Source organism: Nitratireductor sp. OM-1, assembly GCF_003296175.1.
Lineage (GTDB): Bacteria > Pseudomonadota > Alphaproteobacteria > Rhizobiales > Rhizobiaceae > Nitratireductor > Nitratireductor aquimarinus.
Genome location: NZ_CP029209.1, coordinates 315,054 through 333,164, shown reverse-complemented (window position 1 = coordinate 333,164; position 18,111 = coordinate 315,054). Strand labels below are relative to the sequence as shown.

General features: G+C 61.4%; 20 protein-coding genes. 13 read left to right on the top strand and 7 right to left on the bottom strand.

Features of this window, described 5'->3' with window-relative positions:
* Positions 1-42: 42 nt before the first annotated feature.
* Complete coding sequence (locus tag DEJ54_RS20635) at positions 43-672, bottom strand: TIGR00725 family protein (protein ID WP_113156645.1); 630 nt, start codon at positions 670-672, stop codon at positions 43-45.
* A gap of 75 nt (positions 673-747) precedes the next feature.
* On the opposite strand from DEJ54_RS20635, the gene DEJ54_RS20630 reads away from it, so the two are divergent.
* The 13 genes from DEJ54_RS20630 to DEJ54_RS20570 all read left to right on the top strand — a co-directional run bounded on the left by DEJ54_RS20630 (position 748) and on the right by DEJ54_RS20570 (position 12,361).
* Positions 748-1,476, top strand: a complete 729-nt coding sequence (locus DEJ54_RS20630) for a DeoR/GlpR family DNA-binding transcription regulator (RefSeq protein WP_113156644.1) — start codon at positions 748-750, stop codon at positions 1,474-1,476.
* Between the two features lie 369 nt (positions 1,477-1,845).
* Positions 1,846-2,166, top strand: coding sequence for a helix-turn-helix transcriptional regulator (locus DEJ54_RS20625; protein ID WP_113156643.1), 321 nt, complete (start codon positions 1,846-1,848; stop codon positions 2,164-2,166).
* Positions 2,167-2,313: 147 nt separating this feature from the next.
* Positions 2,314-3,198 (top strand): MBL fold metallo-hydrolase, encoded by an 885-nt coding sequence (locus DEJ54_RS20620; RefSeq protein ID WP_113156642.1) that lies wholly within the window; start codon positions 2,314-2,316, stop codon positions 3,196-3,198.
* 151 nt (positions 3,199-3,349) lie between these two features.
* Positions 3,350-3,778, top strand: a complete 429-nt coding sequence (locus DEJ54_RS20615) for a YeeE/YedE family protein (protein WP_113156641.1) — start codon at positions 3,350-3,352, stop codon at positions 3,776-3,778.
* Positions 3,778-4,221, top strand: a complete 444-nt coding sequence (locus DEJ54_RS20610) for a YeeE/YedE family protein (protein ID WP_113156640.1) — start codon at positions 3,778-3,780, stop codon at positions 4,219-4,221. The genes DEJ54_RS20615 and DEJ54_RS20610 overlap by 1 nt, the downstream gene beginning before the upstream one ends.
* Positions 4,128-4,586, top strand: coding sequence for a TIGR01244 family sulfur transferase (locus DEJ54_RS23585; protein ID WP_245447868.1), 459 nt, complete (start codon positions 4,128-4,130; stop codon positions 4,584-4,586). The genes DEJ54_RS20610 and DEJ54_RS23585 overlap by 94 nt, the downstream gene beginning before the upstream one ends.
* 75 nt (positions 4,587-4,661) lie before the next feature.
* On the top strand, positions 4,662-6,410 hold the full coding sequence (locus tag DEJ54_RS20600; protein ID WP_113157120.1) for a SulP family inorganic anion transporter: 1,749 nt from the start codon (positions 4,662-4,664) through the stop codon (positions 6,408-6,410).
* Between the two features lie 223 nt (positions 6,411-6,633).
* Entirely contained in the window at positions 6,634-7,893 is a 1,260-nt protein-coding gene (locus DEJ54_RS20595; protein WP_113156638.1) for an ABC transporter substrate-binding protein, read from the top strand.
* Positions 7,894-7,959: 66 nt separating this feature from the next.
* Positions 7,960-8,829, top strand: a complete 870-nt coding sequence (locus tag DEJ54_RS20590) for a carbohydrate ABC transporter permease (RefSeq protein WP_113156637.1) — start codon at positions 7,960-7,962, stop codon at positions 8,827-8,829.
* On the top strand, positions 8,819-9,628 hold the full coding sequence (locus DEJ54_RS20585; protein ID WP_113156636.1) for a carbohydrate ABC transporter permease: 810 nt from the start codon (positions 8,819-8,821) through the stop codon (positions 9,626-9,628). Before DEJ54_RS20590 ends, DEJ54_RS20585 begins: the two co-directional genes overlap by 11 nt.
* 23 nt (positions 9,629-9,651) lie before the next feature.
* A complete protein-coding gene (locus DEJ54_RS20580) occupies positions 9,652-10,428 on the top strand; it encodes a glycerophosphodiester phosphodiesterase family protein (RefSeq protein WP_113156635.1) in 777 nt (258 codons plus the stop codon).
* Positions 10,425-11,456, top strand: coding sequence for an ABC transporter ATP-binding protein (locus DEJ54_RS20575; protein ID WP_113156634.1), 1,032 nt, complete (start codon positions 10,425-10,427; stop codon positions 11,454-11,456). Before DEJ54_RS20580 ends, DEJ54_RS20575 begins: the two co-directional genes overlap by 4 nt.
* Positions 11,457-11,473: 17 nt before the next feature.
* Positions 11,474-12,361, top strand: coding sequence for a MurR/RpiR family transcriptional regulator (locus tag DEJ54_RS20570; protein WP_113156633.1), 888 nt, complete (start codon positions 11,474-11,476; stop codon positions 12,359-12,361).
* Between the two features lie 66 nt (positions 12,362-12,427).
* Here the strand turns inward: DEJ54_RS20570 and DEJ54_RS20565 are convergent, their stop codons facing one another.
* From DEJ54_RS20565 to DEJ54_RS20540, 6 genes are read right to left on the bottom strand one after another with little or no spacing between them, the layout of a single operon-like run.
* Entirely contained in the window at positions 12,428-13,270 is an 843-nt protein-coding gene (locus tag DEJ54_RS20565) for a class II fructose-bisphosphate aldolase (protein WP_113156632.1), read from the bottom strand.
* Positions 13,271-13,273: 3 nt separating this feature from the next.
* On the bottom strand, positions 13,274-14,203 hold the full coding sequence (locus tag DEJ54_RS20560) for a PfkB family carbohydrate kinase (RefSeq protein WP_245447850.1): 930 nt from the start codon (positions 14,201-14,203) through the stop codon (positions 13,274-13,276).
* Between the two features lie 53 nt (positions 14,204-14,256).
* Positions 14,257-15,285 carry a LacI family DNA-binding transcriptional regulator gene (locus tag DEJ54_RS20555; protein ID WP_113156630.1) on the bottom strand — a complete coding sequence of 343 codons (1,029 nt, stop codon included), beginning with the start codon at positions 15,283-15,285 and terminating at the stop codon, positions 14,257-14,259.
* A gap of 16 nt (positions 15,286-15,301) precedes the next feature.
* Complete coding sequence (locus tag DEJ54_RS20550; RefSeq protein WP_113156629.1) at positions 15,302-16,360, bottom strand: alcohol dehydrogenase catalytic domain-containing protein; 1,059 nt, start codon at positions 16,358-16,360, stop codon at positions 15,302-15,304.
* Positions 16,357-17,640, bottom strand: a complete 1,284-nt coding sequence (locus DEJ54_RS20545; protein ID WP_113156628.1) for a TRAP transporter large permease — start codon at positions 17,638-17,640, stop codon at positions 16,357-16,359. The genes DEJ54_RS20550 and DEJ54_RS20545 overlap by 4 nt, the downstream gene beginning before the upstream one ends.
* Positions 17,637-18,110: a TRAP transporter small permease gene (locus DEJ54_RS20540; protein ID WP_113156627.1), complete on the bottom strand. Its 474-nt coding sequence runs from the start codon at positions 18,108-18,110 to the stop codon at positions 17,637-17,639. The genes DEJ54_RS20545 and DEJ54_RS20540 overlap by 4 nt, the downstream gene beginning before the upstream one ends.
* Between the last annotated feature and the right edge of the window lies 1 nt (position 18,111).

Below are 18,111 nucleotides of genomic sequence, written 5' to 3'. Positions count from 1 at the left end.
GAATGTGAGATAGTTTACACGTATCAGGCCAATATGTAACCTTTATGACAATATAGCACTGGCAATGAGGTGCGACGACAAACGCTCGATTGCATCGTCAGCGCCGTTCGCGCGCTCTGTCCCCTCGATATCCGGCGCATCTCCAAGGACGATGACCGGCTTCGAGAAATGCAGCCCGTAGGCGATTTCGCTAAGGGTCCCGTAGGAGCCACCGACCGCAACAAGAACAGCACAGGATTTGGCAATGATCATGTTGCGGGCTTCGCTGAAGCCCGTTGCAATGGGCAGCATGATATCATCATTGGCCTCGCGCCAGTCATGGCCCGGCAACAAACCCACCGTAAGACCTCCGGCAGCGCGGCAACCCTTTGCTGCTGCGGCCATAACGCCAGTGCGCCCGCCGCAGATCATCGTGAGGCCGAGCGCGCCTATACCCGCCCCGACCTGCTCGGCCAGCGCCAGCTTTTCCGCATCGCATTCGCGCGGACCGATGACGCCCACGGGAATCCGGCGCGCTGCCGTAGCTGCAAGCTGCGCAATGGCCTGTCGCGCCGTCGCCTCGCGCGCGCTCTCGGGCGCGGCTGCCGGCTTCCAGGACCAGTCCCAGGGATCCAGACGGCCATTGACGCCGTAGACGGTCCCGTCCGCCAGACGATAGATCGGTTGTGTCATTTTATGCCTCGCTTTTCTTGCGCATGTTCAGTATTGTAAGTTTTCTTACATTACAGCGAGCATCTGAACAAGCACATGAAGCATGACGCTCAACGAGCCCAACTGAACACCCGACAAAGCGAGATACTGGCCCGCGCGGAAGCATCCGGCTTTGTGACAATCGAAGGATTGGCCGAAGAGTTTGGCGTGTCGGCGCAGACGGTGCGTCGCGACATCATCCTGCTGTCGGAAGCCGGATTGCTTCAGCGCTTTCACGGCGGCGCAGGTGTCATCGGCAGCACCGAAACCCTGCGCCTGGATCACCAGCACAAGCGCAGCATGGCGGTGGACGACAAATTGCGCGTCGCAGAGGCTGCCGTCGCCCTTCTCCCTGACGGAGCCAGCGTTTTCTTCGATGTTGGCACGACGAGCGAAATGACAGCCAGCGCCCTGAACCAGCGTCCCGGCTTTCGGGTATTCACCAACTCAATGCGCGTCGCCCTCGCCTTCGACCCCGCGCAGCATGACGTCAACGTCCTTGGCCGCAAGGTCGAGGGGCGCGACGGCTCGCTTGTCGGAGAAGAAATCATGCTCTCTCTCGCAGCCCTGCGCTTCGACTTCGCGCTGATCGGGTGCTCCGCAGTGGATACCGAGGGGCGCGTGATGGATTTCGACCTGTCGAAGATCGCAGTCAAAAAGGCCGCCATGAAGGCAGCCTCCCGGAAGCTCCTGATTGCAGCGCCCAGCAAGTTCGGCCGCACGGCGCTCTCCGCCTTTGCCGAGATTTCGGAGTTCGATGCAGTGGTTGACGGGACCTCGTCATAGGGTGCTACCCATCAGCCCGACTGGGCGCGAGAATCCACCTCAACCCCGTATGAACCCGCACTGCGGAAGCGCTGAGCGACTTCGCTCAGCGAAAAACGCCCCCCCGATCAACTGAAGTCCGCGCACATTGCCGCGATCGGTCCTGCCACATTATCGGCAAGCACGGCCCCGCCCTTCACGCATCAGGGCGAGGCTCCGCACCACCAATAATCAACGACCCGCCCTGAGCAAAAGCGCGCCCTGCGGCGCAACGAAACGCCATTGCGCCGCTGGCGTTACACACCTCCTGAAAATCGACCTCCGACCCACCGAACGACCGCAGCGGAATTGATATTGACTATATATACGCATTAACGTATATACGAATTCATGAATATTAAAACTGCCATCAACCCGGATGAAATGCGCACCGCCGTAGACCAGGCGAGCGAGCTGATGAAGGCGCTGTCGAACCCGCATCGCCTTTTGATCCTTTGCAGCCTGAACGACGGTGAGAAATCCGTTGGGCAACTCGCGGAGTTCCTCGGCATCCGCGATTCCACGGTTTCGCAGCATCTGGCGCTGCTGCGTCGGGACGGCATCATTGCCGGCCGCCGCGACGGTCAGACCATCTGGTACCACATTGAGGTCGACATCGCGCGTGAGGTGGTGGGCGTGCTCTACAATCACTACTGCTCAGCCGGCACCTGATCACCCGCCGCCTGAAGCGTGCCAACCAGCGCCGCTCATCGTCAGCGCACAAATCAACCACAAGACAACATCCGCACAGAAACGCAGACAGCATCATTCGACTGTCAGCCGCCTGTCGATCATGACAATGAACAAGAGGACGTTTCCATGACAGCCAAGCCCGAAGTTACCGGCTTTTTTGATCCGCGCACCTGGTCGATCCAGTATGTCGTCGCCGATCCTGAAACCGGCAAATGCGCCATCATCGACCCCGTTCTCGACTATGACGAGAAGTCGGCAGCGACAGCGACCACACATGCCGACAACATTCTCAACTTCATTGCCAGCAAGGGCTATGAGATCGAGTGGATTCTCGACACGCATCCGCACGCCGACCACTTTTCCGCCGCTGCCTATCTCAGGGACAAAACCGGAGCGCCGACCGCAATCGGTGAAAAGGTGACAGAGGTCCAGAAGCTGTGGAAGGGGTTTTACAACTGGCCCGATTTCCCGGCAGACGGCTCGCAGTGGGACAAGCTATTTGCCGATGGCGAGACCTTCAAGATCGGCAACATCCCTGCAAAGGTGATGTTCTCACCCGGCCATACGCTCGCGTCGATCACGTATGTGATCGGTGACGCCGCTTTTGTTCACGACACACTGTTCATGCCTGATGGCGGCACGGCCCGCGCGGACTTTCCCGGCGGCAGCGCGACAGAGCTCTGGAAATCCATCCAGGACATTCTGGCCCTGCCCGACGAAACGCGCATCTTCACCGGCCACGACTATCAGCCGGGCGGGCGAGAGCCCATGTGGGAATCGACCGTGGCCGAGCAGAAGGCGAAGAACATCCATATGTCGGTCTACAAGACTGAATCGGAGTTCGTCACCGCACGGGACGCGCGCGACAAGACGCTTTCCATGCCGAAGTTGATCCTGCACGCCCTGCAGATCAACACCAATGCCGGACGGCTGCCGGAACCCGAGAAGAACGGACAGCGCTATCTCAAGATTCCGATGAACCTGCTGGAAGGCGCCGCCTGGGACGACTGATGGAGGATTGCAGTTCTGGGTGGAGCCCAGCGACAAAAGGGAAAGAGGGCGGAACGGCCGCCTTCCCGGAGAAGCACACCACCTGGAACCGCCCGCCACTTCCCCCGGCCTGAGCACTCCTCAAACCGTCGACATCAAGGACCTAGAATAAATGACTGAATTCACCCCGTGGCTCTCGCTGCTGGGCGGCAGCCTGATCGGCCTTGCCGCAGTGCTGCTGATGGCTTTCCACGGCCGCATCGCCGGCATGACAGGGATCCTCTCCGCTCTCATCCCACCCCTTTCAAGCGACTGGGGCTGGCGCGCGGCATTCATTGTCGGAGCCATCGGCGCACCGGCATTGATCGTGGCCCTGACGGGCTACACCATTCCCTTTGAAAGCCCCACCCCCGCGCCCTGGCTCATCATCGGCGGCCTGATTGCGGGCGCCGGCGCTTATTTCGGTTCAGGCTGCACCTCCGGCCATGGTGTGTGCGGCATGGCGCGTGTTTCGCCTCGCTCGATCGTCGCAACGCTCACCTTCATGGCGTCGACCGCCATCACCGTCTTTGTCATCCGTCACGTCATCGGAGGTCTTTAATGACCCGGATCTTCTCCGCTCTCGTCATTGGCCTGATCTTCGGGGCCGGCATTGCACTCTCCGGCATGGCAAATCCGGCAAAGGTGCTGAACTTCTTCGATGTTGCCGGAAGCTGGGATCCTTCCCTCGCCTTCGTCATGGGCGGCGCCCTCGTGGTAACCGCCATCGGATACACATTCGTCCTCAAGCGCAAAGCACCGGTCTTTGACCGGCTGTTCCACCTGCCGACGCGCCGGGATATCGATCTGCCGCTTCTCACAGGCTCGGCCGTGTTCGGCATTGGCTGGGGCATCACCGGCTTTTGCCCGGGCGGCGCAATCCCGGCGCTGGGGCTGGGCTATTCCGACGCCTGGGTTTTCGTCGGCTCGATGGTCGCCGGCATCGCGCTTGCCAGACTTGCCCGGCACACCATGGCCGCACGCGCAGCCGGAAAGGCGGTCTGAAAATTTGGCCCTTCAGCCTTTTCCGGAGATCCGGGAAAACGAACGTCCGGAAGATCGACGAACGTTTCGCGACCGCCGGGCAGGTTCGGCCCGAAGACATCGCTCAACTGGCGCAGGAAGGCTATGTCGCCATTCTCTGCGCGCGGCCCGACAATGAAGAGCCGGGTCAGCCCGCATTCGCGGTCATTGCCTGCGAGGCGGAGAACCACGACATGAAAGCCGTCCATGTCCCGGTCACGGGAGCGCCGTCGGCCGCACAGGCCGACCGCTTCAAGGAAGCAATGAAAGCTTTCGACGGGCCGGTTCTGGGATATTGCCGATCCGGCGCACGGGCCGCCGTGCTCTACTCATCCATCAGGCAGTGATCTGCCGGTGACCGACCCCACGCCATCGCGCCGGACGCGATGGCGTCCACCCCTTATTCGCGTGACAGACCGATCATGACCAAAGCATCTCGATATTTTCCGTTTCTCCAATGGATCAGGGACTATGACGGAACGGTGCTGACCAGCGACCTTCTGGCCGCGGTCATCGTCACGATCATGCTGATCCCGCAATCACTCGCCTACGCCATGCTGGCCGGCCTGCCGGCGGAAGTCGGCCTCTACGCCTCGATCCTGCCTCTGGTGGCCTATGCGATATTCGGCACCAGCCGCACACTCGCTGTCGGCCCCGTCGCCGTCGTCTCGCTGATGACCGCCTCGGCCGTCGGGCAGATTGCAGCGCAGGGCACGCTGGACTATCTCACCGCAGCAATCGCCCTGGCGCTGCTGTCGGGCGGCATGCTCATCGTCATGGGCATTTTCAGGCTCGGCTTCCTCGCCAATTTCCTGTCACATCCGGTGATATCGGGCTTCATCACCGCATCCGGCCTGCTGATCGCAGCTGGCCAGCTTCGCCACATCCTCGGCGTATCGGGTGGCGGCGGCACGCTTCCAGAAATCCTCGGATCGCTGTCCGGTCAGTTCACCGCCATCAATCCGGTCACGCTCGCCATCGGCGTCAGCGTTCTGGCCTTCCTGTACTTCGCCCGCAAATATCTAAAGCCCCTGCTGGTCGCCGCGGGCATCCCTGCGCGCGCCGCAGACATGGTGGCGAAAGCAGCTCCGATCCTCGCGGTTGCAGCAACGGTTGCACTGGCTGCCGCCCTCGATCTGGGTGCGCGCGGCGTCGCGCTGGTTGGCGCAATACCGCAGGGCCTGCCAGCCTTCGGCGCACCTGCTCTCTCGCTCGATCTCCTGTCGACGCTTCTCGTACCTGCCTTCCTCATTTCGGTGGTCGGCTTTGTCGAATCCGTTTCCGTGGGGCAGACCCTTGCGGCCAAGCGGCGGCAGCGCATCAATCCCGATCAGGAGCTGATCGGACTGGGCGCCGCCAACATTGCTGCCGGTCTTTCATCCGGCTATCCCGTGACCGGCGGCTTTGCGCGCTCCGTGGTCAATTTCGACGCCGGCGCACAAACCCCCGCCGCGGGCATTTTCACCGCTGTCGGGATCGCGCTCGCAGCTTTGTTCCTCACCCCGCTGCTCGCCAGCCTGCCACAGGCGACCCTTGCCGCAACGATCATCGTTGCCGTGCTTTCGCTCGTGGATTTTGGAGCGGTGCGCCGGGTTTTCGCCTATTCCAGATCCGACTTCGCAGCCATGGCCGCCACCATCCTCGTCACGCTTGGCTGGGGCGTCGAACTCGGCATCGTTGCCGGTGTCCTGCTGTCGCTGCTGCTGCATCTCTACCGCACCAGCAAGCCACACACGGCCATCATCGGCCAGGTGCCCGGCACCGAGCACTACCGCAATATCGAGCGGCATTCCGTCCTCACCAGCCCGGAAATCCTGTCGATCCGCGTCGATGAAAGCCTGTACTTTGCCAATTCGCGCTACCTTGAAGACACGATCGCCAAGCATGTCGCCGCACGGCCGGACCTCAAGCACGTCATCCTGATGTGCTCGGCTGTCAACGCGATTGATGCATCGGCGCTGGAAAGCCTCGAAGAGATCAACCGTCGCCTCGCCGATGCCGACCTCGGCTTTCATCTGTCGGAGGTCAAAGGGCCGGTCATGGACCGCCTCGGGGACACTGAATTCCTGAAACATCTCAACGGCAGGGTCTTCCTCAGCCAGCACGAAGCGGTTTCGGCGCTCAGGGAACCCCGTCAACCTGTAATGGAAAGAGCGACCATCGACGCCTGACGCCCGCGCCCGGAGCCCGCAAAGCGGCTTTAACAGGCAGGGAGTTCTCTCTCTTCCGTCACACGCCTCCGCATTTCTGGATTGCCTGCGTTCGTTCGGACGCAGGCAATCCAGAGTCCGCTCCCTGTCGCAACTTTTCACCACACCTTTAAAAAACTGTCGTCAATCCGCGTTACCCAACGGCCGAACGCAAATGCAATTCTAATTGCGGACTGGAGACAAAATGGTACAGAAATTGCAAAACCTGCTGGCGGCCAGCGTGGTCGCTGTATGCGGATCGGTCACATCGGCATCAGCAGATGTCACAGTCGAATTCTGGCACAGCTTCAACAACGCTGCCGGTGAGGCGCTTGACCAGATCATCGAGGCCTTCGAGAAAGACAATCCGGGCATCGAGATCGACGCCCAGCACATCGGCAATTACAACGACATCGTTGCCAAGTTGCAGGCCGCGATTCCCGCCAAGCGCGAACCCGATGCAGTGATCATGGAAGTGACGCGTTACGGTCTTTTCGCGGATCGCGGTGTGCTTGAAGATCTGACCGCCTATGTGGAAGCCGATCCGCTGAAAGACGAGCTGTTCGACTTCGCCCGCGAGGTCGGAGTGTTCGAGGGCAAAAACTACATCGTCCCCTTCAATTCCTCGACGCCGGTTCTCTACTACAATCAGGAGATCTTCGAGCGCGCAGGCCTCTCCGACGAGACGCCGCTGAAGACTTATGACGATCTTCTGGCCGCTGCCAAGAGCATCACCGAGAAGCTTGGCGACGAGGGCATCACCGGCATCGCTGCGCCCGGCCAGTTCGCGCGCTGGGGCCTGATCATGGACAATGACAGCGACCTGATCGACTCCAAATCCGGCGAGATCCTGATTGATGCGCCAAACACGATTGAGGCCTATCAGTGGATGGCTTCGCTGGTGCACGAACACAAGGTCGCTTCTGCCGACGGCGTGACCGAAGAGAACAATGGTCGCGACGCGTTCCTCGCCGGCAAAGTCGGCATCATGCTGAACTCGACCGGCAATTACGGCCGCGCGACCAAGGCGCTGGGCGACAAGCTCGCCGTGCGCCCGATGCCCTGCAACAAGACCTGCGCCGTCCCGATCGGCGGCGCCGGAATCGGCATCCTCTCCACCGCCGATGACGAGGTGAAGGACGCCGCCTACAAGTTCATCAGCTACGCAGCTTCGCCTGAATCCAATGCCGTCTGGTTCGCTGCGACCGGCTACATGCCGATCAACAAGAACACGGCCGCCCAGCCCATCGCCGCCGAAGCCCTGGCCAACAAGCCCGGCATCGACGTCGCGATCAACCAGCTCGGTTTTGCCCGCGGTCGTCCGCGTCCTCCGGTCGTCACCTGGATGCGCGCCACCGAGTACGATCAGTGGCAGGCCATGGCGCTCGGCCAGCGTGATGTCACAGAGACCCTTGAGGGCTTCGCAGAGCGCACCCGCAACGAAGCCAAGCGGCTGACGCAGTAAATCCGAAACACAGACCGTTCGGGGTCCCCTTCGTGGGGCCCCGTTTCATGCATTCCGGATACCCCCATGTCGCGCAAGCTCACGCCCTATCTGTTCGTCCTGCCGCTGATGACGTTCATCGCGCTGTTCACCTACATTCCAATTGTCACGAGTCTGAATCTCAGCTTCCGCGAATGGGATTTCATGTCACCGGACAAGCCGTTCGTCGGCTTCGACAATTACCGCCTACTTTTGAGCTCGCACGAATTCTGGAACTCACTCTACGTGACGACCCTCTTCGCCGTGATCTCCGTTCCGCTGCGGCTTGTGCTCGCTCTTGGCGTGGCCAGTTTCCTGACGCGCGAGACGCTGGCTCCGCGCCTTCTGCGTGGCGCGCTTTTTCTGCCCTCGGTAACATCCACCGTTTCCATCGCGGTGGTGTTCTCCTGGGTTTTCTCCACCGATTACGGCATGGCCAACGCTCTTTTGCAGTCGCTCGGCGCAGGCAAGGTGCCCTGGCTGCAGGATCCGCAGATCGCGCTCTGGGTGCTGATCTTCGTCAACACATGGAAACAGCTCGGCTACGACATCGTGATCTATATCGCGGGCCTTCAGGCAATCCCCCGCGAGCTTTACGACGCGGCAGCGGTGGACGGCGGCAGCCGGTTCCACGTGTTCCGCCGCGTGACAGTACCGCTGGTCATGCCCACCACCTATTTCCTGCTCGTCATTTCAGTGATCGAGGCGTTCCAGGTCTTCACCATCGTGAACGTCATGACGCATGGCGGACCGGCCGGAGCGACCGACCTTCTGGTCAACATGCTCTACCGCATCGGTTTCACGCTGTTCGACATCGGCACCGGCTCCGCACTGGCGGTGCTCCTGTTCATCTTCCTGATCATGCTGGCGTTCATCAAAGCCCGGGTCATCGGCCGGAGAGTTCATTATGAAGCCTGACAATCCCGTCATCGCCGGGCTGGCGCTTGCTGCCGGCCTCCTGTTCCTGTCCCCGGTTCTCTATTCGATCTGGATGTCGTTCCAGACGGCCGACGCCTATTATGCGGGAACGGTCGAGTTCACCGTACTCAACTATGCGGTCGCGGTGGGGCAGTACAATTTCGCCCGCTATCTCCTGAACAGCCTGATCGTTTCGGGCCTGGTGACGGTGCTCGGCATTACCTTTGCGACGATGGCCGCCTTTGCCTTTGCGCGGTATCGGTTCCGGGGTGGCAATCTTCTGTTCGGCGCGATGGTGGCGACGCTGATGATCCCCAGTCACATCAGCCTCATTCCGAACTATCTGACGCTTGCAAGGGCGGGCCTTCTCGACAGTTACGCGGGACTGGTCCTGCCGGCCATCTCCAATGGCTTTGCGGCCTTCTTCCTGCGCCAGTACATCCGCGGCATTCCCCGCTCGCTGGACGAAGCCGCCTATATGGACGGCGCGACATCGCTTCAGGTTCTGTGGCGGATCATCGTGCCGATCGCCCGCCCGGCAATCCTGTCCATGGGCCTCTACATCTTCATCGCCGAGTGGAACAACTACATCTGGCCGCTCGTAGCGATCGGCGACGAGGATCTCTACACCCTTCAGGTCGGGCTGGCGCGGCTGTACCGCATCAACCCCGGTGAGGGCGCAATCGACTGGCCGCTGGTCATGGCGGCTTCGACCATCAGCATTCTGCCGGTGCTCGTCGGCTTTGCTCTCGTTGAGCGACATCTGGTGCGCGGCATCACGATGGGCGCAGTGAAATAATCCAAAGACGGAAGGAATACGTTTTGACACGCATCGCGTCACACCGCGGCGGCACGCTGGAATTTGGCGACAGCACCTTCGCCGGCTTCTCGGCGACTGCAGGCATGCCCGTTGAAGAGGTCGAGTTCGACCTGCACCCCACGCTGGACGGCGTCATCTTCGTCCATCACGATCCGACGCTTGATCGCACCACCGACCGCAGCGGCGCTATCGCCGGGCTAACGGCTGATGAGGTTCGCGCGGCAATCGTCAACCACAGCCAAGCCGGCCCGACCCACACGCTCGACCTTGATGAACTGTGTGCAGTCTTTGCAGACAGTCCGGTCCTGTTTCGCTGCGAGATCAAGCCCGGCGCAGATGGTCGCCCCTACCCCGACTTCGTACCGCGTGTGATCGATGCGCTTGAGCGCAACGGCCGCCTGCACAAGACACATTTCTCGTCCTTCCTGATCGACACGCTTCGGGAGCTGGGCGAAGCAACCGACCGACCGCGCCTGTGGCTGGTCTCCCCGCCGGTGCTACAGCAGGCGGGCGTCGATGGCGTCATTGCGCTCGCGCGCTCCGTCGGCGTTTCCGAGATCGGCGTGAACATCGACTGCGCCGATGCGCAGCTGATGCAGCGCGTGCTCGACGCCGGCATGGAGTTTGGTTGCTGGGCAGCACACACCACGCCGCAGATCGAGAAGGCGTTTGATCTTGGCGTCAAGGTTTTCACAACCGACCGTCCGAGCCTCGCCGTCGCCATACGCGAAAGGCACCCGGAGGCATCGGCCCGCATTGCACGGGAGCGACAGGCATGAGTGCCATCAGCCTGTCCAACATTCGCAAATCCTACGCCGGAGGACCGCGCATCCTGCACGATGTCTCCATGGAGATAAGCCCCGGTGAATTCATCGTGATCGTCGGCCCCTCCGGCTGTGGCAAGTCCACCCTGCTCCGCCTCGTGGCCGGGCTTGAGGGCTGCGAGGGCGGCGACATCATGATCGACGGGAAGCGTGCCAACGATCTGGCGCCGCGCGACCGCGACATCGCCATGATCTTCCAGAACTACGCGCTCTATCCGCACATGACGGTTCTGCAGAACATCGCGTTTGGCCTGGAGCTGCGCGGTGTGCCGAAGTCCGAGCGCACTGCACGGGCGCAGGAGGTAGCGCGCATGCTCCAGCTCGACGCCTATCTGGACCGCAAGCCCGGCGCTCTTTCCGGTGGTCAGCGCCAGCGCGTTGCAATGGGCCGCGCAATGGCGCGCAACACCTCTACCTTCCTCATGGACGAACCGCTGTCCAATCTGGACAACGCGCTGCGCGTGACCATGCGGGCCGAGATCAAGGAAATGCACCAGAAGCTCGGCGCGACGATCATCTATGTCACGCACGACCAGACCGAAGCGCTCTCGCTTGCCGACCGCATCGCGGTGATGAAGGACGGCCACCTGCAGCAGTTCGATACGCCCGAAGCGATCTACGACCGACCGGCAAACCGCTTCGTGGCGAGCTTCCTCGGAGCGCCATCCATGAACTTCCTGGACGCTGACAGACTGCCCGGCTTCAATGCACCCGCCGCACTCACAGCAGGCCTGCGCCCCGACGCGCTTTCCGTCCATGAGCGTCAGCCCGGCGAGGCAGCCCTGCCCGGCAGGGTTCTTCTTTCGGAAATGACAGGCTCCGAACTCATCCTGCATTGCGAAACGCCGGCTGGCCGGGTGACTTTGACAAGCCATCGAAAGTCTCTACCAAGAGACCCTTCGGACCTGTGGATCGGATTTGACGTATCCCAGGCGCATTTCTTTGAAACGCAGAGCGGGGACCGTGTTGAACTCGGGAGATGACCGCCGGGAGATTGGCCATGGCAGAGCATATAACAGGATCGGCGCAGAATGCGCCGCAGTTTCTGAGCGAACTCGTGGCCAGCAATTCGGAGAAGCTGACAAAAACCGACACCCGCCTGCTCGATGTGCTCATGCAGAACCCGTTCCGCGCCGCAATGGAGAATGGGCGGGAAGTGTCGTTTCGTGCCGGTGTTCACCCGGCGTCCGCCGTGCGGCTGGCAAGGCGGCTGGGCTTCAGTGGCTATCCGGAATTCCGGGCCTTTCTACAGTCCGGCCTTGTCGAGGGTGGCGAGGATTTCGAAAAACCGGCCGCCCGCATCGCGGCGCGCCTGATCCGCGCCGAGGATGGCAGCCTCGTGAGTTCGGTAATCGACAGTGAGATTGCAGCGCTTGAAACACTGCGCAGCTCCGTATCCAATGCGGATATCCGGAGTTTCGCAGAAGCGCTGCGCGACGCCCGGCGCATTTTCATCTTCGGGCGCAGTCACGCCACGACGCTCTCCCATCTCATCGCGCTCCGCCTGATGCGCTCGGGTTATGACGCCTGTGATCTGGCGGATGCACCCAGCCGGATTCCCGAGATGCTGACGGGGCTTCGCAGCGATGATGTCGTCTGGCTGATCGCCTTCAGGCAGCAGACGCGCCAGGTTCAGGACATCCAGCGTCTTGCAGCCGCAAAGGGGGCAAAGGTGCTGGCCCTTACCGACATGCACGGCATCCGTTTCAACCCGGCGCCCGATCAGCACATAGCGGTTTCACGCGGTGTTCTGGGCGACTCGCAATCGCTGGTCGTCCCGATGACCGTTGCCAACATGGTCATTCTGAACCTGGCCGCCATAGATGAAGGCCGCTCCCTGCGCGCCCTCGAGGAATACCGCATCTGCCGTGGGGAGCTGCCGTTCTAGGCTCGGCTGGCAACGTCCGAGACATCTTCCATCGCACCAAGCACCCTATGCGCACGGCCTCCCCTTTCAGCGCGAATCCTCCCGTGGGAGAAGATTGGCGAGAATTGGCACAGTTTTCTCCGCAATCGGCTCAATGAGGGAGCCAAGTATTGCGTTTCTGTCGAAAACGTCCGGATCGGACGCAAGCTTTTCGCGAAGTGCATAACCGAAGGCGAGCCTTAGCTCCGTTCCAATGTTGAACTTCGCGACCCGCGTCTGAAGGGCGATTTCACGCCGCTGCTTCGCAGGAATGCCGCTTCCCCCGTGCAACACGAGTGGGGTGGGCACCACCGCCTCTATCGCTCGAATGATCGCCATGTCCGCCGGAACAGTATCGGTTTGGCTGAGATGGGTGTTGCCCGCGGAAATGGCCAGTGCGTCCACCGGCGCCTCCTGAATGAAGATCCGCGCCTCATCCGGGCTGGTGCCCACGGATTCTTTTGCCCCCACATAGCCGACGATGCCGAGTTCCCCTTCCACGCTCACACCGGCTGTTCGGGCAGCGGTCAGGACCTCTCGCGTGTTCTCGATATTCTCCTCAAGCGGCAGGGCCGATCCATCATACATCACAGATGTGAAGCCGGCTTCGATGGCGTCCAGGCACTCCAGCGGTGTCTTGCCGTGATCAAGGTGCGCAACGACGGGGACACTGGCCCGCTCGGCCAGACTGCGAAACATGGCTGCGAGAACGGGCAAGGGCGTGTGCGCCCGGCACCCGGGTCCCGCCTGAAGGATGAGGGGACACCCAACCTCCTCGGCTGCGCGGACATAGGCGTAGGCGTCTTCCCATCCAAGGACCACCACGCCTGCCAGCGCCCCACCCTTGTCTGCGATGTTGTCGAAAGCCTCGTTTAACGTAACCAGCGGCATGTTTCAGTCCATCCTCGCGGCGGTCATGGTCTGTTGCGCCATGAACCCGGTCACGTCTTCCAGCGCCGGCATTGCATCCGCGCACCCCTTTCGCGAAACGACGATTGCAGCAGCTGCGGAGCCGCGCGCAATGCTGTCATGCAAGTCGGCGCCGCAGTAATGCGCGGCAAGAAAGGATGCCATGAAAGCGTCCCCTGCTCCGACCGGCTTCAATGCGGTCACGGGGTAGATGCCCGTGCGCAACTCCTGCCGGCCATCGAAGGAAAAAGCGCCATCCTGCCCCATCTTGTAGATGCAAAGCCCCACCCCTTCCCTGAGAAGGGTGCGGGCAAGGCCTGGATTCGGCTGCACCTCACCGTACATCACCGCAAATTCCAGATCATTTCCGACGACGATCTGGCACATGCGGGCGGTCGAACGGTAGACAGCACTCGCCTCTTCAATGCTGCTCCACGAATATGGCCGGTAGTCGAGATCGAGAACCACATCGACACCGGCTCCTCTCGCCCGCTCCATTGCTTTGATCACCACCGAGCGTGAAGGTTCGCGCGCGAGAGCGGTGCCTGTCACCACCAGCGCCTGAACGCCAGCGAGATCCATGCTCTCGGCAAGATGTAGGGGCAGATCGAAATCAGCGGCCCCATTGCGATAGATCAGTGTTTCGTGGTCCTCTAGCCGTGTCTCGGACAACGCCAGAGAGGTTCGCAGGCCCGGGCCGGAACGCGCCACAAGTTCCTGACCGATGCCCAGCGCTGTCATCCGGTTGGCGCAGAAGCGACCGACCGGATCGTCCGACAGCGCGGTCATGAGACTGGCGCGGCAGCCCAGCCGCGAAAGGCCGGCTGCGATATTGGCTGCCGAACCGCCCAACATGGCTGAAAAGTTGACCGCGTCGGCAATCTTCGTGCCGGCGGGTTCGGGATACAGGTCCATGCCCGCCCGTCCCACCACGATGAAACGGGATTGAGGTATTCTGATTTCGGCGGTCATTTTTCCTGCTCTTGTAATGCTGGGTCGCGGGTTGTGCTGCGCGCGACGAAATCCACCGGCACGACAACACGGATCGAATGATCCGGCTTCTCGACAAGCTGGCGGACACCTTTGACCGTGGCGGTGATCACCGCCCCCATGTCCTGCGCGATGGTGCTCAGGCGATAGGCCGCCCAGCGAGCCATCTCGACATCGTCATATCCGACGATCTGATAGTCGTCGGGAGCGGTCAGACCAAAGCTCTCGCGCGCCGCATCCATAAAGCCCATGGCCATGAGATCGTTGCTGCAAAACACGCCGTCGGGCCGCGCGGATGCGCCGAAGAATTCGCATGCGGCGCGAACACCGCTGTCATAGCTGTGGTCGCCCTCATGAGCAGCGCACGCCACCATGCCGGCACGCTCCAGCCCCGTGAGGAAACCGCGCATCCGTTCTTCGCTGGCATCCGGGTCGTTGACGCTCTGCCCCGACACGAAAGCGATGTTGCGGCATCCTCTTGCGGTCAGAACCTCCGCCGCTTTCAAGCCGCCGCCATGGTGATCGCTGGTTACGTAATTGGCCGCCAGTCCCTTGATACCTCCGCGGTTCAGGATCAGCGTCGGCGTGCCCCGCTGGGAACACAGGGTCAGCACGCTTGATGGGGGACGGAACCCGGTCATGACCACGGCAGACGGCAAATGGCTCAGGATCGCTTCTATCCGGGCGCTCATGGTCCGGGCATTGGGCACCTGAAACACAAGCGGCAGATAACCGTTGCGCTCCAGCTCACGGATCAGGCGTGTCATGATCCCCGCACGCACCGGGTTCGTTACGTCACGCACCACCACCGCGATGACGTGGGGATATTCCCGCATGATCAGCCGTGCGGCAGAGGTCGGCCGGTAGCCCAGCTCATGCGCAACTTTGAGGATGCGGCGTCGCAGGTCGGGCGATATCCGTGACATCGGATCAAACGCCCGCGATACGGTCGAGCGCGATACCGAAAGTCGTTCTGCAATATCCAGCGCGGTGACTTTGTCGGCCAAAAGCTGGTCCCCCTTACTACCCGGCGCCCAGCAGGAGGACTTTTATGTGCCGCTCGCTCTCAAAAGAAGCTGCGAAAGCCTCTCGCAAATCGGCAAGCCTGTAGCTTCCGGTCACAATCGGGCGGGGATCGATCCGGCCGTCCACCAGCATGGAGGCCGAACGCGCGAAAACGGCATTCTGCCTGAAGGTCGAAACCAGATCGATCTCTCTCGTCGTCATGTGATTGAACGGCACCGTGCACTCCATTGTCGGGATCATTCCGACAAGCACGGCTTTTCCGCCGCGGCTGATCATGCGCACACAATCGTTGAGGCCCGCAGCATTGCCTGACGCCTCGAACCCAATGTCGAATGCTCCCCCGGCTGCATCCAGCGTCTCGACGGCTTCGCGTCTCATCGGATCAATTACGTCGGTCGCACCCATTTTCAGCGCCGTGTCGCGCCGAAACTGGCTGGGGTCGGAAACACAGATCCGCGCCGCACCCGCAGCGTGTGCAGTGGCGGCGATCAGGCAACCGATCGTGCCACCGCCCGTGATGACCACATCACGGCCGAGCAACGCCCCTGCACGCTCTACGGCATGGACCGCAATCGAAAGCGGCTCCGTCAATGCAATGATTTTGTGAGGGGTTTCCGCCGGAACTTTCACGCAGCGGACGGCTTTGACAACGAAGCTGTCACGATAACCGCCATCCAGATGCGGGTCATGGCTTGCGGACCCCATGAACTGAACATTGTGGCACAGATTTGCCCGCCCTGCCCGGCAGCTCGGACAAGAGCCGCAGGTCAAGGCCGGATCCACCACAACCCGATCCCCGGGCGCAAAGCCAGCGACATCAGGACCGGCTTCGATCACGTCGCCGCTCATCTCATGCCCCAGAACAAACGGGGCCTTGAGCATGAAACTTCCCATCCGCGCGTGGCGGAAATAGTGTTGATCCGACCCGCAGATCCCGGCCGCGCCGAGGCGGATGCGCAGTTCATCAGCACCCAGTGGTTCTGCGCGAACCTGCTCGTAGCGCAAATCTTCAGGGCCATGCAGCATGGCTCCCATGATCGATACCGACTGGTTCACAGGGAACCTCCTTTGACGAAAGCGGGCAAAGCCGTGCTGAGTGCGGGAATGAACAGAAGCGCCAGCAGTGCGAGCACAAGCGGAACCACGAACAGAAGCAGGCTGCGGCTGACAAAAGCGGGCGTCACATCAGACACCTTTGCAAGAACGAATATCACCATCCCGACCGGCGGGGTCAGCAAGCCGAGCATCAGATTGAACATGAAGAAAACGCCGAAATGGATCGGATCGATTCCAAGCGAATTGGCCGTCGGCAGGAGCACTGGAACCAGTATGGTGATTGCTGCGATCATGTCGAGGAAACAGCCGACGATCAGCGTTACGGCGGCCACCAGGAACAGAAACAGGATGGGGCTGTCCGTCATTCCGGTCACAATGTCCCGAACCAGCGGACCCACATTGTTCGCCGTCAGAAGCCAGGAGAAAATCGCGGACCCCGCCACGATGATCAGGATAGAAGACGTGGTGGTCGCCGTTTCACGGCTGAGGCGGACGAAATCTCCCCAACCCATTGTGCGGAACACGAAAGCGCTCAGCACGATGGCATAGGCCGAAGCAGCAACTGCGGCCTCGGTCGGCGTAAAGACCCCCAGTGTAATGCCACCGATAATGATAACCGGCGTCAAAAGCGGGAAGATCGCATGGCGCGCGCGCGACAAGATCAGGCGCGGCTCGAACCGCTGGCTGGGTTCATAACCACGGCGACGCGAGATCAGAAAGATGGTGAGGCTGATCAGCACGGCAATCAGCAGGCCCGGCACGATGCCCGCAAGAAACAGGCTGCCAATCGACTCAGACGCCACCACGCCATAGATGATGAGCGGCAGCGACGGGGGAATGAGCGGGCCTATGATCGAGCTGGCCCCGGTGATCCCGATCGTGAAATCGTCATCATAGCCGGCGTTGCGCATGGCCTTGACCTCGATTGCGCCCAGACCGCCGACATCGGCCACAGCCGCACCCGACATTCCCGAGAAAATGACGCTGGCCGCCACGTTCACATGGCCGAGGCCGCCTTTCATCCAGCCAACCAGGGCATCGGCGAAGGCAAAGATACGCTCGGTCACTCCACCAACATTCATCACCGCTCCGGCGAGAATGAAAAACGGGATCGCGAGAAGCGTGAAACTGTCCACGCCATTCACCATGCGGAAGAGAACCTGCGGCGTTCCCAGACCTTCGGTGACCAGAAGATAGGCCATTGAAGCGCCCACAAGGGCGAAGCCGATAGGCACTCCGATCATCAGAAGAACGGCGAGCGAGACGAACAGGAGAATCATGAGCGGAGTTCCGGGCGAAGACGGGCCGCGAGGCGGTGGATGATTGCCAGCAGGTGCAGGCCCAGTCCCGTCAGGACAACGTAATAGACAATGGCTTTGGGAAGAGGCAGCGAACTCATGCTTTGCGCCGACATGCCCGCCAGTTTCCAGGCCTGCCAGGTCAGAGCACCGACAATCAGCAGCTGGACGAGTTCCGCCAGGCCTTCCACCCATGAACGCGCTCTTGCAGGCAGGCTGACGGCCAACAGATCTATGGCGATGTGTTCGCCAAGCCGGGTCACCACGGGCAATCCCAGAAACGCCACCGCGATCATCAGATAGCGCGCCAGTTCCTCGGTCCAGCCGAGCGGCATGTTCAGGAAATAGCGCGAGAAGAACTGCGCGAACACGACCCCGCCCAGGGCCCAGAAAAAAAGCAGCAGCGCGCCGTCTTCGGCGCGCGCGATCAGCCGGGCTGCAAAAGCGACCATT

Coding starts and splice junctions, on each gene's coding strand:
- DEJ54_RS20635 (WP_113156645.1), bottom strand. CDS start 672: ATGACACAACCGATCTATCGTCTGGCGGACGGGACCGTCTACGGCGTC.
- DEJ54_RS20630 (WP_113156644.1), top strand. CDS start 748: ATGAAGCATGACGCTCAACGAGCCCAACTGAACACCCGACAAAGCGAG.
- DEJ54_RS20625 (WP_113156643.1), top strand. CDS start 1,846: ATGAATATTAAAACTGCCATCAACCCGGATGAAATGCGCACCGCCGTA.
- DEJ54_RS20620 (WP_113156642.1), top strand. CDS start 2,314: ATGACAGCCAAGCCCGAAGTTACCGGCTTTTTTGATCCGCGCACCTGG.
- DEJ54_RS20615 (WP_113156641.1), top strand. CDS start 3,350: ATGACTGAATTCACCCCGTGGCTCTCGCTGCTGGGCGGCAGCCTGATC.
- DEJ54_RS20610 (WP_113156640.1), top strand. CDS start 3,778: ATGACCCGGATCTTCTCCGCTCTCGTCATTGGCCTGATCTTCGGGGCC.
- DEJ54_RS20600 (WP_113157120.1), top strand. CDS start 4,662: ATGACCAAAGCATCTCGATATTTTCCGTTTCTCCAATGGATCAGGGAC.
- DEJ54_RS20595 (WP_113156638.1), top strand. CDS start 6,634: ATGGTACAGAAATTGCAAAACCTGCTGGCGGCCAGCGTGGTCGCTGTA.
- DEJ54_RS20590 (WP_113156637.1), top strand. CDS start 7,960: ATGTCGCGCAAGCTCACGCCCTATCTGTTCGTCCTGCCGCTGATGACG.
- DEJ54_RS20585 (WP_113156636.1), top strand. CDS start 8,819: ATGAAGCCTGACAATCCCGTCATCGCCGGGCTGGCGCTTGCTGCCGGC.
- DEJ54_RS20575 (WP_113156634.1), top strand. CDS start 10,425: ATGAGTGCCATCAGCCTGTCCAACATTCGCAAATCCTACGCCGGAGGA.
- DEJ54_RS20570 (WP_113156633.1), top strand. CDS start 11,474: ATGGCAGAGCATATAACAGGATCGGCGCAGAATGCGCCGCAGTTTCTG.
- DEJ54_RS20565 (WP_113156632.1), bottom strand. CDS start 13,270: ATGCCGCTGGTTACGTTAAACGAGGCTTTCGACAACATCGCAGACAAG.
- DEJ54_RS20560 (WP_245447850.1), bottom strand. CDS start 14,203: ATGGACCTGTATCCCGAACCCGCCGGCACGAAGATTGCCGACGCGGTC.
- DEJ54_RS20545 (WP_113156628.1), bottom strand. CDS start 17,640: ATGATTCTCCTGTTCGTCTCGCTCGCCGTTCTTCTGATGATCGGAGTG.
- DEJ54_RS20540 (WP_113156627.1), bottom strand. CDS start 18,110: ATGGTCGCTTTTGCAGCCCGGCTGATCGCGCGCGCCGAAGACGGCGCG.